The 14,203-nt window shown below is 73.2% G+C and carries 13 protein-coding genes; 3 read left to right on the forward strand and 10 right to left on the reverse strand.

The annotated features are described in order from the left end of the window. Positions 1-16: 16 nt before the first annotated feature. Together FHS44_RS11680 and FHS44_RS11685 are read left to right on the forward strand one after the other, a co-directional pair. The gene (locus FHS44_RS11680; RefSeq protein ID WP_184713986.1) at positions 17-1,078 is read left to right on the forward strand and encodes an LLM class flavin-dependent oxidoreductase; all 1,062 of its coding nucleotides are present in this window, start codon (positions 17-19) and stop codon (positions 1,076-1,078) included. A 27-nt stretch (positions 1,079-1,105) separates the two neighbouring features. Further along, positions 1,106-1,900 (forward strand): MBL fold metallo-hydrolase, encoded by a 795-nt coding sequence (locus FHS44_RS11685; protein WP_184713987.1) that lies wholly within the window; start codon positions 1,106-1,108, stop codon positions 1,898-1,900. Here the strand turns inward: FHS44_RS11685 and FHS44_RS11690 are convergent. Then, complete coding sequence (locus FHS44_RS11690; protein ID WP_184713988.1) at positions 1,897-2,244, reverse strand: hypothetical protein; 348 nt, start codon at positions 2,242-2,244, stop codon at positions 1,897-1,899. The genes FHS44_RS11685 and FHS44_RS11690 overlap by 4 nt on opposite strands. 186 nt (positions 2,245-2,430) lie before the next feature. On the opposite strand from FHS44_RS11690, the gene FHS44_RS11695 reads away from it, so the two are divergent. After that, the gene (locus FHS44_RS11695) at positions 2,431-3,861 is read left to right on the forward strand and encodes an amino acid permease (protein WP_184713989.1); all 1,431 of its coding nucleotides are present in this window, start codon (positions 2,431-2,433) and stop codon (positions 3,859-3,861) included. On the opposite strand, the gene FHS44_RS41705 is transcribed toward FHS44_RS11695, so the two are convergent. The 9 genes from FHS44_RS41705 to FHS44_RS11740 all read right to left on the reverse strand — a co-directional run bounded on the left by FHS44_RS41705 (position 3,858) and on the right by FHS44_RS11740 (position 14,200). Continuing rightward, positions 3,858-5,771 (reverse strand): FUSC family protein, encoded by a 1,914-nt coding sequence (locus FHS44_RS41705; RefSeq protein ID WP_184713990.1) that lies wholly within the window; start codon positions 5,769-5,771, stop codon positions 3,858-3,860. The genes FHS44_RS11695 and FHS44_RS41705 overlap by 4 nt on opposite strands. A 5-nt stretch (positions 5,772-5,776) precedes the next feature. Further along, positions 5,777-7,873, reverse strand: a complete 2,097-nt coding sequence (locus FHS44_RS11705; protein WP_184713991.1) for a xanthine dehydrogenase family protein molybdopterin-binding subunit — start codon at positions 7,871-7,873, stop codon at positions 5,777-5,779. Beyond that, the gene (locus FHS44_RS11710; protein WP_184713992.1) at positions 7,870-8,856 is read right to left on the reverse strand and encodes an FAD binding domain-containing protein; all 987 of its coding nucleotides are present in this window, start codon (positions 8,854-8,856) and stop codon (positions 7,870-7,872) included. The genes FHS44_RS11705 and FHS44_RS11710 overlap by 4 nt, the downstream gene beginning before the upstream one ends. Beyond that, positions 8,853-9,356: a (2Fe-2S)-binding protein gene (locus FHS44_RS11715; RefSeq protein ID WP_312863672.1), complete on the reverse strand. Its 504-nt coding sequence runs from the start codon at positions 9,354-9,356 to the stop codon at positions 8,853-8,855. The genes FHS44_RS11710 and FHS44_RS11715 overlap by 4 nt, the downstream gene beginning before the upstream one ends. Before the next feature lie 109 nt (positions 9,357-9,465). Then, the gene (gene pcaDC, locus FHS44_RS11720) at positions 9,466-10,578 is read right to left on the reverse strand and encodes a bifunctional 3-oxoadipate enol-lactonase/4-carboxymuconolactone decarboxylase PcaDC (RefSeq protein ID WP_312863617.1); all 1,113 of its coding nucleotides are present in this window, start codon (positions 10,576-10,578) and stop codon (positions 9,466-9,468) included. Further along, positions 10,575-11,864: a 3-carboxy-cis,cis-muconate cycloisomerase gene (gene pcaB / locus FHS44_RS11725; protein WP_184713994.1), complete on the reverse strand. Its 1,290-nt coding sequence runs from the start codon at positions 11,862-11,864 to the stop codon at positions 10,575-10,577. Before pcaB ends, pcaDC begins: the two co-directional genes overlap by 4 nt. Further along, positions 11,854-12,357: a protocatechuate 3,4-dioxygenase subunit alpha gene (gene pcaG, locus FHS44_RS11730; protein ID WP_184713995.1), complete on the reverse strand. Its 504-nt coding sequence runs from the start codon at positions 12,355-12,357 to the stop codon at positions 11,854-11,856. Before pcaG ends, pcaB begins: the two co-directional genes overlap by 11 nt. Next, a complete protein-coding gene (pcaH, locus tag FHS44_RS11735; RefSeq protein ID WP_184713996.1) occupies positions 12,354-13,022 on the reverse strand; it encodes a protocatechuate 3,4-dioxygenase subunit beta in 669 nt (222 codons plus the stop codon). Before pcaH ends, pcaG begins: the two co-directional genes overlap by 4 nt. Next, a complete protein-coding gene (locus FHS44_RS11740) occupies positions 13,019-14,200 on the reverse strand; it encodes a thiolase family protein (protein WP_312863618.1) in 1,182 nt (393 codons plus the stop codon). Before FHS44_RS11740 ends, pcaH begins: the two co-directional genes overlap by 4 nt. Between the last annotated feature and the right edge of the window lie 3 nt (positions 14,201-14,203).

Below are 14,203 nucleotides of genomic sequence, written 5' to 3' on the forward strand. Positions count from 1 at the left end.
CGGGGTTGCCACTGTTATGGCTGAAGACATCATCCGCGGGGTGGCCCGGGGCAGTGCCGAGGTTCCGCTTTCGATCCTGGAGCTGGCGGTCGTCGGGTCGGGAGTGAGCCCGACCAGGGCGTTGCGGGCGAGCACCGAGCTGGCCAGGCGGGCCGAGGAGTGGGGATATCACCGCATCTGGGTGGCCGAGCACCACGGCATGCCCTCGGTGGCTAGTTCCTCCCCCGCCGTGCTGATCGCCCACCTCGCCGCGGCGACGGAGAGCATCCGGCTGGGGTCCGGCGGCGTGATGCTGCCCAACCACGCCCCGCTGGTCGTCGCCGAGCAGTTCGGCACCCTGCACGCGCTGCACCCCGGCAGGATCGACCTCGGGCTCGGCAGGGCGCCGGGCACCGACCAGGCGACCGCGCGGGCGCTGCGCAGGAACGGCCCCGACGCCGACGACTTCCCCGAGCAGTTGGCCGAGCTGACCGCCTTCCTGGACGGCTCCTTCCCCGAGGGGCACCCGCTGCGCAGGGTCGTCGCCACCCCGAGGACGCCGGAGTCGGGGCGTCCGCCGATCTGGCTGCTCGGGTCGAGCGGCTTCAGCGCCCAGCTCGCGGGCATCCTCGGCCTGCCGTTCGCCTTCGCCCACCACTTCAGCGCCGCCAACACCCTGCCCGCCCTTGAGCTCTACCGCTCCGCCTTCCAGCCCTCGGCGGTGCTGGACCGGCCGTACGCGATGATCGGCGTCTCCGCCGTCGCCGCGGAGACCTCGGAGCGGGCGCTGAGCCTGGCGCTGCCGGGCGCGCTGTCCATGCTGCGGCTGCGCAGGGGGGCTCCCCAGCCGGTGCCGACCCCCGAGGAGGCCGAGGCGTATCCCTACACCCAGGCCGAGCGGGTCTTCGTCGACGACTACCTGTCCAACGTGGTTCTGGGTGACCCCGGCGAGGTCAGGGAAGGACTGAACGCGCTGCGCAAGCGCACCGAGGCCGACGAGCTGATGATCACCACGATGGTCCACGACCCCGAGGACAGGATCCGTTCCTACGAGCTCGTCGCCCAGGCCTACGACCTGCCCCGGGGCCCCGCCAGCTAGCCATACGGCCCGCAGGAGGAAGTCACCGTGAACAACCTGCCGATCTGTGTGACCTGTGGCGTCCAGTACGCCGCTCCCAGGGAGAACTGCCCGATCTGCGAGGACGAGCGGCAGTACGTCGGCTGGGAGGGGCAGCGCTGGACGTCGCTGGCCGAGCTGGCCGCTACCGGGCACCGGGCCGTGGTCTCCGAGGAGGGCCCCGGGGTCGTCGGCGTCGGCACCGACCCGGCGACCGCGATCGGCCAGCGCGCGCTGCTGGTGCGCGCCGGTGGGGGCAACGTGCTGTGGGACATGGTCACCCACTTCGACGAGGAGACCGTACGGCGGGTCCGCGAGCTCGGCGGGGTCAGGGCCATCACGATCAGCCATCCGCACTTCTACGGGTCGATGGTCGAGTGGGCGCACGCCTTCGACGCGCCGGTCTACATCCACGCCAAGGACCGCGCGTGGGTGGCGCGCCCCGACGAGTCGGTCGTGTTCTGGGAGGGCGAGACCCTGGAGCTCGGCGACGGCCTGACCCTGGTCAACGCGGGCGTGCACTTCGAGGGCGGCCAGGTCCTGCACAGGAGCGACGGCGCGCTGTTCTCCGGTGACATCCTCCAGGTGGTGCCGGACCGGCGCTGGGTCAGCTTCATGTACAGCTATCCCAATTACATTCCCGAGCGTCCGGGGACGGTCCGCCGTGCCCTGTCGCTGCTGGCGCCGTACGACTTCGACCGGGTCTACGGCGGCTGGTGGAAGCGGGTCGTGCGCACCGACGGGGCCGCGGCCGTACGGCGCTCGGCCGAGCGTTACCTCAGGTTCGCCCTCGACGAGGGCTAAAACTCCTCGGAGGGGTCGTCCACGTCGAGCTCCGGGTGCTCCTCGGGCCAGTCCGCGGGCTCGACCAGGCGCCGCAGGGTGTCGCTGTCGAAGATGGAGGTCAGGATGCCAAGCACCCCCTCCCCCAGCGGGCGGAAGGCCTCGACCACGGCCTGGGCTCGGGCTCCCGCCTCCTCCAGCAGCCCCTCGACCAGGGGCGGCAGGGACGGCGTCGGCAGCGTGAACCCCGGTCTCGGCGCGGGTTTCTCCGGTGGCGCCCAGCGCATGGAGTCCTCGCTCATGGCGAGCCACTCGTCGACGACTCCGTCGATCGCGTCGAGCACGTGGTCGGGATCGCTCGGCATGGCATCTCCCCCCGTGTCCGGGATTCGATACCTTCACGTTACCCCGCCAAAACCCCTCCCACCAGCCAATACTCACCAACCTTACAGAACATCACTTATGGAGTAAGCCTAGTGAAAAAGGGGTAAGAGCCGGACGTGGCGGACCAGATCATTCGTCCGCCGCAGTCGTCGTGCGAGAGGAGCGCCATGGCCAGATCGCGGGCGGGATCCGGGCTTCTGCGCCGCAAGCCCATCGAGCACATCGAGGAGCCGGAAGGCGGAAGGACCGAACAGCTCACCCGCGTGCTCGGGCTCTGGCAGCTCACCGCGATCGGGGTCGGCGGCATCATCGGCGCGGGCATCTTCACCCTCGCGGGCGCCGTCGCCAACGGCATCGCCGGACCCGCCGTCGTCGTCTCCTTCCTGATCGCCGGTATCGCCAGCGCCGCCGCGGCGTTCTCCTACGCCGAGTTCGCCGGGCTGATCCCCAAGGCCGGGTCCGCCTACACCTACGGCTACGCGGTGCTCGGCGAGATCGCGGGCTGGTTCATCGGCTGGGACCTGCTGCTTGAGTACACCGCGATCGTCGCGGTCGTGGCCATCGGCATCTCGGGCTACTTCTCGTTCCTGCTCGGCGACCTGGGCGTGAACCTGCCCTCGTGGATGCTCGGCGCCCCGGGGACGGGCGCGGGGCACCGGGTCGACCTGTTCGCCGCCCTGCTGTGCCTGCTGATCGCCTACCTGCTGAACCTCGGCATGCGCAACGCGGCGAGGTTCGAGATGGCGGTGGTCGGCCTGAAGGTCGCCGTGGTGCTGCTGGTCATCGTGGTTGGTCTCTTCCACATCGACACCGCGAACTACAACCCCTTCTTCCCCTTCGGTCTCGGCGGCGCGTTCACCGGCGCGGCCACGGTGTTCTTCGCCGTCTTCGGCTACGACGCGATGAGCACGGCGGCCGAGGAGTCCAAGGACGCCCAGCGCCACATGCCCAGGGCGATCATCTACTCGCTGGGCATCTCGATGGTGCTGTACGTGCTGGCCTGCCTGGTGCTGACGGGCATGCAGAACTACAGCGAGATCGACAAGGAGAGCGGCTTCTCCACGGCGTTCAAGTCGGTCGGCCTGCGGGGCCTGGCCGACGTGATCGCGGTCGGCGCGATCGTCGGCATCCTGACCGTCATGTTCACCTTCATGCTCGGCGTCAGCCGCGTGTGGTTCTCGATGAGCCGTGACGGGCTGCTGCCCAGATGGTTCGCCAAGACGCACCCGACGCGGCACGTGCCGACCCGGGTGACGTGGATCGTCGGCGTCATCTCCGCGCTCATCGCCGGGTTCCTGCCCATCGTGGAGGCGGCCGAGCTGACCAACATCGGCATCCTGCTGGCCTTCGTGGTGGTGTGCGCCTCGGTGATCGTCCTGCGCTACCGGCGTCCCGACCTGCCCAGGACCTTCCGCTGTCCGGGGATGCCCTTCGTCCCGGCGATCGGCATCCTCTTCTCGCTCTGGCTGATCACCTTCCTGCAGTGGCAGACGTGGGTCCGCTTCGCGGTGTGGTTCCTGATCGGCCTTGTCGTCTACTTCGCCTACTCCTACCGCCACTCCGCCCTGGCCACCGACGAGCGGACCGGGGAGCGCTAGCAGGCGTGGTGACCGGAGACGGTGTCGCTCAGCCCGCGCACCGCGGAGTTCACCCGTTCGAGGGACTCGTCCTCCGCCAGCTCCGGCCGTCCCGGTGGGGTGCCCGCGCGCACGTCCCGCGCCACCTCCTCAAGTGAGGCGACCGCCGCCCCGACGGCCCCGTCCGAGGGCGGCGGGGCGCCGTGCTCGGTCCTGGCGACGGTCGCGGCGGTGGCGTCGGCGACCCGCTCAAGAGCGGTCATCGCGGGCATCCACGTGGTGATGCGCCTGCTGATGACCGCCGGTTCCGTCACCGCCCGCTGGAAGACGGTCCGCAGGTCGGCCAGGGCGTCGTAGACGCGGTGGCGCAGCGCCGCCCTGCCGGTGTGCCCGGGGTCGAAGGCGTGCCGGAGATAGTCGGCGGTCGCCGAGACCGCGTCGGCGAACCTCGGCCCGACCGGTGCCTCCCAGCTCGCGGGCCACGGCAGGTACCCCAGCAGCAGGACGATCAGGCACCCGGCCAGGGTGTCGACCAGCCGGATCTCGGCCAACCTGGGGCCGCCGTGGGTCAGCAGGTCGACCAGCAGCAGCACCAACGGCGCCTGGAAGGCCGACATCAACCCCCAGTTGCGCTGCATGCCGTACGGCAGGAGCCCGGCGAAGACCGCGACCGGCACCAGGAGCGCGGGGCCGTACGGCACGGCGACGAGCACGACGGTGCCGAGCACCGTGCCCGCGAGGGTGCCCAGGGCGCGTTGCACGGCACGGGCGAAGACCGAGCCGAAGTCGGGTTTGAGCACCAGCGCCACGGTCAGCGTCGTCCAGTAGGACCGTTCGACCAGGTTCAGTTCGCTCACCGCGCTGGCGACCCCCATGCACAGCGCGAGCCTGACCGTGTAGACGCGGGTCAGGTGGCCCGACCACACCCGCTCCCAGACCTGCCTGAGGCGCTCACCCCTGCCTCGCCTCTCGTACGGTGGCCCGTCGGCGGGCGGGTCCCCGCCGGACAGCAGTTCGACGGCCCCGTCGAGGGCCGAGTTCAGGGCGCGGGTGGCGGGCGAGTCCGGCCCCTTCCTCGGCGTCGGCGCCTCTCTGGCAGGGGGTCCTCCTCCGGCCAGGGAGGCGGCGATCCCCTCGACGGCCGCCGCCGTACCCTCCGGTGGGTCGCGTCCCTCAAGGTCGAGGGAGATCAGCGCGTTGCGGACCAGCGACGCCTGGTTCAGCAGGGCGACCGCGCGGGTGCGCCACGGGTCGGTCCCCGCCGACGTGGAGCGGGCGCCGAAGACGGTGTCGTAGGCGTTCCTGAGGGCGGTGTCGAAGGCGGCGACGGTGCCGGGGTCGCGCTCGGCGACCAGGCCGCCGAGCGCCCGGTAGGCCGCGATCACCGCCGCCTCCTCCGGCGCCCTCGGGTGCAGCGGCCAGTCGGCCAGCGCGAGCGCCAGCGCCCATCCCGCGCCGAGCAGGAACAGCAGCGCGCCCGCGACCGGTGGTCCCAGCGGGACACCGGTGCCGAGCACGGTCATCACGAGGAGCTGGAGCCCGGCGCTCGACCCCGCGGCGCCCGTGGTGCTGACCAGCGCAGACAGCACGGCGACCGCGACGGTGACCAGCACCGCCCACCAGCCAGTCCCCCTGGCCACGGCCCCGAGCAGGAAGCCGACGGCGCCGCCGAGCGCGGTTGCGCCCATCCTGACGACCCTGGCCCGGTAGGAGCCGCCCTGGTCGGCCAGGGCGGTGCCCATGGCCCCCATGGCGGGCAGCAGCCCCAGGGCGATCCGTCCCAGGGCGAGCCCTACGAGCAGCGGGGTGACCACGGCCAGCGCGGTGCGCAGCATCGGCCACCAGCGGGGCGGCGCGGGCCTGATCCGCACCGTCTCGACGAGCCAGCCCGGTGCCGCGTCGGCGAGCCTGCCCGCGGCGTTCCTGAACACCACGCTCAGCGCACGAGCCTGTCGACGCGGATCGGCAGGTCGCGGACGCGGACGCCGGTCGCGTGGTAGACGGCGTTGGCCACGGCGGCGGCGGTGCCGACAATGCCGATCTCGCCGATGCCCTTGGCACCCATCGGGTTGAGGTGCGGGTCGTCCTCGTCGACCCAGACCGCCTCGATGTCACGCACGTCAGCGCAGGCGGCCACGTGGTACTGGGCGAGGTCGTGGTTGAGGTAGTCGCCGAACTCGCGGTCCATGACGCTCTCCTCAAGCAGCGCCATGGACAGGCCCATGGTCATGCCGCCGATGAACTGCGAGCGGGCGGTCTTGGGGTTGACGATCCTGCCCGCGGCGAACACGCCGAGCAGCCGCAGCACCCGGGTCTCCCCGGTGCCGGGATCGACGGCGACCTCGGCGAACTGGGCGCCGAAGGCGTGGCGCGCGTAGCGTTCCCCGTTCCCGACCTCCCGCGCGGTGTCGGCGGAGACCTCGACGCCGTCGGGGGGCACCTGCCCGCCCCGCTCCCGCAGCGCCCCGGTGAGCGCCTCGCAGGCCCTGACGACGGCGGTGCCCCAGGAGGCGGTGCCCATCGAGCCGCCCGCGAGCGAGGCGTCGGGCAGCGCGCTGTCGCCGATCTCCACCCGGACCAGGCCCGTGGGGACGCCCAGCGCGTCCGCGGCGATCTGGGTCAGCGCGGTCCTGGCGCCGGTGCCGATGTCCGCCGCGGCGATCCGTACGGTGAACGTGCCGTCGGCCAGGGCGGTCGCGGTGGCCCGGGAGGGGCGGCGGTAGACCGGGTAGGTCGAGGCCGCGACGCCGGTGCCGACCAGCAGGCCGTCCCTGAGCCTGATCCCGGGGGCCGGGTCGCGCTCCGCCCAGCCGAACCTGCGGGCTCCCTCGCGCATGCAGGCGACGAGGTTGCGGGAGCTGAAGGGCAGGCCGCTCTCCGGGTCGGCGGCGGGCTCGTTGCGCACGCGCAGCTCGATCGGGTCGATCCCGCAGGCCACGGCCAGTTCGTCCAGCGCCGACTCCAGGGCGTACATGCCGGGGGTCTCGCCGGGGGCGCGCATCCAGGAGGGCGTCGGCACGTCCAGCCTGACCAGCCGGTGGGTGGTGCGCCGGTTGGGGGCGGCGTACATCATCCGGGTCGGCGTCGTCGTCTGCTCGGCGAACTCCCTGATCCGCGAACTCTGCTCGAACGCGTCGTGGACGATCACCTTCAGACGTCCCTCGGCGTCGGCGCCGAGCCGTACCCGCTGGATGGTCGGGGTGCGGTAGCCGATCACCGCGAACATCTGCCTGCGGGTCACCGTGAGCTTGACGGGCCGTCCCACGTGCTTGGCGGCCAGGGCGGCGAGCACGACCGGCGAGAGCGGCGTGCCCTTCGAGCCGAAGCCGCCGCCCACGTGCGGGGAGACGACCCGGACGTTGCCCGGCGGCAGCCCGAACAGCGGGGCCACGGTGTCGCGGACCGCGGTAGCCCCCTGAGTCGAGTCGTAGAGGGTCAGCCCGTCGTCGCCCCACACGGCGACTGTGGCGTGCGGCTCCATCGGGTTGTTGTGCTCGGCGGGGGTCGAGTAGACCTCGTCGACCACCACCTCGGCCCCGGCCAGCGCCTCGTCCGGGTCTCCCTGCTCGGTGTCGGCGGGGTAGGCCGGGTTGACCTTCTCCGGGCGGTACATCCCGGGGTGGTCGGCGCGCAGCTCGACGTCGTGCCCCTCGACGTCGTAGTCGACCCGCAGCAGCCTGGCCGCCTCGACGGCGTTCTCCAGCGTGTCGGCGACCACGACCGCGACGTACTGGCCCCGGTAGGCGACCCGGCGTGACTGGAGCACCGACAGCTCGGCGTTCTCGGCGGGGGCGATCCTGGGGGCGTTGCCGTACCAGATGGTGGCGATCACGCCGGGAAGCTTGACGGCGGCGTCGGCGTCGACCGAGCGGACCTCTCCCCTGGCGATGTCCGCCTGTACCGGTACGGCGTAGACCAGATCGTCCGGGGCGTACTCGTAGGCGTACTTCGCCTGGCCGGTCACCTTCTCCACCCCTTCGACCCGGTCGAGCGCCGAGCCGACGGAAGGTGTGGGTCTCGTGAGGGTGGTCATGACGCCTCCGCGAGGTCGGCGAGGGTGCGCACGAGCACGTTGCGGACCAGCGGGATCTTGAACGCGTTGCCGGGCAACGGCCGGGCGGCGGCCAGCTCGGCCTCGGCGGCCCTGGCGAACTCCGTCTCCGTCGCCGTCGCGCCGCGCAGCACCGCCTCGGCCGTCTCGGCCCGCCAGGGCGCGTGGGCGACGCCGCCGAAGGCGATCCGGCAGTCGCGCACGATCCCGTCGGCCACGTCGAGGGCGACGGCCACGGAGACCACGGCGAACGCGAACGACGCCCTGTCCCTGACCTTGCGGTAGCGGGAGCGGCCCGCGAAGGGCAGCGGCGGGACCTCCACTGCGGTTATCAGCTCCCCCTGGCCGAGCACGGTGTCGCGCTCCGGCTCGTCGCCGGGCAGCCGGTGCAGCCCGGGCATCGGCACGGTGCGCGGCCCGTCGGCGCCCTCGACGTGCACGATCGCGCCGAGCGCGGCCAGCGCGACCGCCATGTCCGAGGGGTGGGTGGCCACGCAGCTGTCCGAGTGACCGAGAATCGCAAGATTGCGGTTCTCGCCCGTCCTGGCCGGGCAGCCGGTGCCGGGAAGGCGTTTGTTGCAGGGCTTCGTGACGTCCTGGAAGTAGGGGCAGCGGGTGCGCTGCATCAGGTTGCCGCCGACGGTCGCCATGTTGCGGATCTGGCCGGAGGCCCCGGCGAGCACCGCCTGCGACAGCAGGGGCTGGCGGCGCCGTACCAGAGGGTCGGCGGCCAGGTCGCTGTTGCGCACGCCCGCGCCGACCAGCAGGGTGCCGTCCCCGGTCTCCTCGACCGTGCCGGAGGCGATCCCGCTGACGTCGACCAGGACGTCGGGTACGGCGACGCCGAGCCGCATCAGGTCCACCAGGTTCGTGCCGCCCGCGAGATACATGGTCTCCGGCCGTCCGGTGGCCGTGGCGACCGCGCTCGGCGCGTCCTGGGCCCGCAGGTAGGAGAAGGGTCTCATCGCGCCACCTCCCCGATGGCCGCGACGATGTTGACATAGGCGCCGCAGCGGCACAGGTTGCCGCTCATGCGCTCCCGGATCTCCTCCTCGTCGAGATCCACCCCCGCGTCCGTCTCGGGGGTGACCGCGCTGGGCCATCCGGCCGCCGCCTCGGCCAGCATGCCGACCGCGGAGCAGAGCTGGCCGGGCGTGCAGTACCCGCACTGGAAGGCGTCGTGCTCGATGAACGCCGCCTGGAGCGGGTGCAGCCCGTCGCCGTCCGCCAGCCCCTCGACGGACACCACGCGCCTGCCGTCCAGGGTCACGGTCAGCGTCAGGCAGGACTTCACCCTCCTGCCGTCGAGCAGCACCGTGCAGGCGCCGCACTGCCCGTGGTCGCAGCCCTTCTTCGCGCCGGTCAGCCCGAGACGCTCACGGAGCGTGTCGAGGAGGGTCTCCCTGGTGTCCACGGTGATCGGGTAGCGCTCCCCGTTGACGGAGAGCACGAGATCGGCCGTGATCGGAGACGGCGCCTCCGGTCCTGTGATGTGCGCTTCGCCGTTCACGGGCGCTCTCCTACCCATTCGTCCGGTCCCCTACCACCACCGGGGAAACGGGCATATGGGCAGGTCAGGCCTCGTCGAGGGTCCGCTGCGCCACGGCGAAGGCGGCGTTGGCGGCGGGTACCCCGCAGTAGACGGCGCTCTGCAGCAGCACCTCCTTGATCTCGTCGGGGGTCAGCCCGTTGCGCAGGGCCGCGCGGACGTGCATGGCCAGCTCGCCCAGGTGCCCTCCGGCGACGAGCGCGGTCAGCGTGACGCAGCTTCGGGTACGGCGGTCGAGCCCGGGCCGGTTCCAGACGCCGTCCCAGGCGTAGCGGGTGATGAACTCCTGGAAGTCGCGGGTGAAGCCGGTGGTCGCCGCGGCGGCGCGGTCGACGTGCGCGTCCCCGAGCACCTGCCGCCTGGTCCGCTCCCCCGCCGCGGTGTGCCCGCCGCCGAGGTGCCGGACGATCGCCGCGGTGACCTCCTCCGGCTTCTCCACGTTCGCCAGGTGGGAGGCGCCCGGCACGACCGTGAGCAGCGCGCCGGGGATGCCGGTGGCGAGGGTGAGGGCGTGGGGGACGGGGGTGGCGGGGTCGTCGGCGCCCGCGACGACCAGGGTCGGCGCGGTGACGGCGCCCAGCCGGTCGGTGAGGTCGTAGCCCGCCAGGGCCTCGCAGCAGGCGGCGTAGGAGTCGGCGTCCACCCCGTAGGGCATCCGCCGCACCTCGGTGACGGCCTCGGTGCCGTTGTCCTGGGCGCTGAACCAGCGGGAGGGCGCGGTGTCGGCCAGCGGTTTCATCCCGTCCCGCCGTACGGCACGCGCCCGCTCGCGCCACGGCTCCGGCTCGCCGAAGCGGGCCGAGGAGCAGCACAGCACCAGGTGGCTCACCCGCTCGGGGGCCGTGACGGCGACGGTCGCGGCCACGGCGCCGCCGAGGGAGACGCCGCCCACCGCGAACCTGTCGGCCTGCTCGGCGTCGGCCAGGGCGAGCACGGCCTCGGCGAGCTGGCCGACGCCGACCTCGGTCGCGGGCGCGGAGCCGCCATGGCCCGGCAGGTCGTAGCGCAGCACCCGCCAGGAGGCGGTCAGCGCCGCCATCTGCGGCTCCCACACCCGCAGGGTGGTGCCCAGCGAGGGGCCGAGCACCAGCAGCGGCGCCCAGGCGGGGCCGTCCACGCGGTGGCTGAGGATCGTCACAACTGCTCCCGGTAGGCCGTCAGAACGCGGTCGATGAGGGGCTGGGCCGCCCCGAGATAGCCCGCGGGGTCGAACGCCTCGTCGGGGACCTCGCCCGCGAGCGTCCGCCTGAGCGGCTCCTCCTGGGCGGCGGCCCGTTCGAGCCTGTCCCTGCCGAGCAGCGTGGCCAGGCGTTCGGAGACGACGCGGTCCCCGGTGAGGTCCAGGTTGGCGCGCATCCGCTCGGGGAAGACCCGCAGCCCGGCGAGCAGCTCCGCCGTGGTCTCGGCGGCACCGCCCGTCAGCCGCAGGCACTCGCGCACCGCGTGCCACTCGGCCTGCCAGGAGCCCGTCGCCCGCTCGTGCTCGGCGAGCTGCGCCGTGACCAGGAGCTGGCCGTACACCGGCACCTGGAGGGACGCCGAGCGCACGAGCACCGACAGCGCGGGGTTGCGCTTGTGCGGCATCGCCGAGGAGCCGCCAGCGGAGGACTCGGCGACCTCGCCGACCTCCGTCTGGGTGAGCAGGATCACGTCGAGGGCCGTCTTGCCGAGGGCGCCCGAGGTCTGGGTGAGGGCCGCGCCCAGCGCGGCGACCGGAGAGCGCTCCGCGTGCCAGGGCACCGGCGGCGCGGCCAGGCCGAGCTCCTCGGCGAACAGCGCGGGCAGCGTGGGGTCGCCGCCGAGCGCGGCCAGGGTGCCGGCCGCCCCGCCGAGCTGGGCGGGCAGGCGCAGGTCCCGCAGCCGCTCCCGCGCGGCGAGCAGGCCGGACAGCCACCCCGCCGCCTTCAGGCCGAAGGTGGTCGGCACGGCGTGCTGGCCGAGGGTCCTGGCCGCCGTCAGCGTGTGGCGGTGGGTCTCGGCGAGCCCGGCGAGGGTGGCCATGGCCCGGTCGAGGTCGGCGCCGATGATGCCGACCGTCTCGCGGCAGACGAGCATGGCGGCGCTGTCGAGGATGTCCTGGCTGGTCGCGCCGTGGTGGACGTAGCGCGCCTCCTCGGGGGCCGTCTCCGCGACGGCCCGGCGCAGGTCGGCCACCAGTGGCACGACGGGGTTGGCCGACTGCCTGGCCCGCCCGGCGAGGTCGGCGGGGTCGGGGGTGAACGCGTCGGCGACCCTGCCGATCGTCGCCGCGGCCTCGGGCGGCACCGTCCCCGCGCGGGCCTGGGCGCGGGCCAGCGCCGCCTCGGCCGCCAGCATGGCGCGCAGCCACGCCCGGTCCGAGGTTGCCGTCTCGGCCGCCGTGCCCGCCCGTACAGGGCTGAGCAGGCCGCCGTCCTGGTCAGAACTGTCCTGGTCAGAACTCAAGAAAGACCGTCTCCCCTTCTCCCTGGAGCCTCACGTCGAAACGGTAGGTCCCCTCCCCCACCGGCTCGGCGACCAGGGTCGCCCTGCGCGCGGGATCGAGCGTGTCGAGCAACGGGTCGGGGCCGTCCTGGAGGTAGACGCGGGTGGCGACGGACCTCAGCAGCCCTCGGGCGAAGACGAGCATCGCGAGGTACGGCCCGGCGGGCCTGGCCGTACGGAACCGGTAGGAGCCGTCGGCGCCGGTCGGGCAGCGTCCGAACCCGGAGACGCCCTCTCCCGTGCGGTCGAGCGCCCTCCTGGTGCCGGTCTCGCCGAGCCACAGTTCGAGCATGGCGTCGGGCACGGGCTCCCCGGCCCCGTCGAGCACCCGCCCCGCGACGGTGATCGCCCCCGGGTGCCCCTCCGCGACCAGATCCGGCCCCTGGTCGTACGGCAGCGCGTAGCCGAAGAACGGCCCCACGGTCTGCGACGGGGTCGGTTGGACGGCGTTCACGGCTCCTCCGTCGGGGTGCGGCCGAGGACGACGTCGAACCGGTAGCCGAGCGCCCACTCGGGTTCGGTGACGTCCAGGTCGAAGTGGGCGACGAGCCGCTCGCGGGCGGCGGGGTCGGGGATGGACTGCATGATCGGGTCGAAGGGGAACAGTGGGTCACCCGGGAAGTACATCTGGGTGACCAGGCGCTGGGTGAACGCGGTGCCGAAGACCGAGAAGTGGATGTGCGCGGGCCGCCAGGCGTTGTGGTGGTTGCGCCACGGGTAGGCGCCCGGCTTGATCGAGACGAACCGGTAACGGCCCTGCTCGTCGGTCACGCACCGTCCGGCGCCGGTGAAGTTCGGGTCGAGCGGCGCCGGGTGCTGGTCGCGCTGGTGGGCGTAGCGCCCGGCCGCGTTGGCCTGCCAGACCTCGATCAGCGTGTGGGGGACGGGCCTGCCCGCCGCGTCGAGGATCCTGCCGGTGACGATGATCCGCTCACCGATCGGCTCGCCCGCGTGGTGGCGGGTCAGGTCGGCGTCCAGCTCGCCGACCTCGTCGTGCCCGAAGACCGGGCCGGTCAGCTCCACGGCGTCCGGGTCGGCGCGCAGGACGACCGGTGGCCGGGACGGCGCCCGCAGCACGCTGCTGCGGTAGGCCGGGCTCAGGTAGGGCGGGTGGGTCATGACGTGCCTTCCAGTACCAGGGCGAGGCCCTGCCCGACACCGATGCAGAGCGTGGCCACGCCGTACCCGCCGGTTCTGGAGAGGCGGTGGGCCAGGGTGCCCGCGAGCCGGGCGCCCGAGCAGCCAAGCGGGTGGCCGATCGCGATGGCGCCACCGGCCGGGTTGACGAGCTCCGGGTCGAGGCCGGGCCACTCGGACACGCAGGCCAGGACCTGGGCGGCGAAGGCCTCGTTGAGTTCGACGCTGGACAGGTCACCCAAGGTGAGTTTGGCCCTGCCCAGTGCCTTGGCGACCGCGTGCACGGGGCCGATGCCGAAGCTGACCGGATCGACGCCCGCGACGCCGGTCGAGACCACCCTGGCCAGGGGGCGCAGGCCGTGCTCGGCCAGTCCTTCGGCGTCGGTGACCAGCAGCGCCGCCGCCCCGTCGTTGAGCGGGGAGGAGTTGCCCGCGGTGATGGTGCCGTCGGCGGTGAAGGCGGGCCTGAGCCTGGCCAGTCCCTCCGGGGAGGAGTCGGGGCGGATGGACTCGTCGCCGGTCAGGTCGCTGTCCTCGACGAGCGCGATCTCGGCGTCGAGCGCTCCCGTCCGCCACGCCTCGGCCGCCAGGCGGTGGCTGCGCGCGGCGTACTCGTCCTGGGCCTCGCGGGTCACGCCGTACCGCGTGGCGAGGGTCTCGGTGGCCTCGCCGAGGGAGACCGTCCAGCGGCCGGGCATCCGGGGGTTGACCAGGCGCCAGCCGAGGGTTGTCGAGTGGAGCTGCTCGTGGCCGCGCGGGTAGGCCCGTTCCGGCTTCTGCAGCACCCAGGGGGCGCGGCTCATGGACTCCACGCCGCCCGCGACGACGAGGGAGGCGTCGCCCACGGCGACCGCCCTGGCGGCCTGGATCACCGCCTCAAGGCCGGAGGCGCACAGCCGGTTGACCGTGGCGCCCGGCACCGTGACGGGCAGCCCGGCCAGCAGCGCCGCCATCCTGCCCACGTTGCGGTTGTCCTCGCCCGCGCCGTTGGCGGCGCCGAGGACGACGTCGTCGATCCTGGCGGGGTCGAGGCCAGGTGAGCGGTCGAGCAGCGCCCTGATCACCCCGGCTGCCAGGTCGTCGGGACGGACCGAGGCCAGGGCCCCGCCGTACCGGCCGATCGGGGTGCGGACGGCGTCGGCGATGTAGACGTCTTTCACAGC

Origin of the sequence: Streptosporangium saharense (assembly GCF_014203715.1) — a bacterium.
Classification (GTDB): domain Bacteria; phylum Actinomycetota; class Actinomycetes; order Streptosporangiales; family Streptosporangiaceae; genus Streptosporangium; species Streptosporangium saharense.

Bases quoted from the DNA above. Each gene is read 5' to 3' on its own strand.
- FHS44_RS11680 (WP_184713986.1), top strand. From the start codon at position 17: ATGGCTGAAGACATCATCCGCGGGGTGGCCCGGGGCAGTGCCGAGGTT.
- FHS44_RS11690 (WP_184713988.1), bottom strand. From the start codon at position 2,244: ATGCCGAGCGATCCCGACCACGTGCTCGACGCGATCGACGGAGTCGTC.
- FHS44_RS11695 (WP_184713989.1), top strand. From the start codon at position 2,431: ATGGCCAGATCGCGGGCGGGATCCGGGCTTCTGCGCCGCAAGCCCATC.
- FHS44_RS11705 (WP_184713991.1), bottom strand. From the start codon at position 7,873: ATGACCACCCTCACGAGACCCACACCTTCCGTCGGCTCGGCGCTCGAC.
- FHS44_RS11710 (WP_184713992.1), bottom strand. From the start codon at position 8,856: ATGAGACCCTTCTCCTACCTGCGGGCCCAGGACGCGCCGAGCGCGGTC.
- pcaH (WP_184713996.1), bottom strand. From the start codon at position 13,022: ATGACCCACCCGCCCTACCTGAGCCCGGCCTACCGCAGCAGCGTGCTG.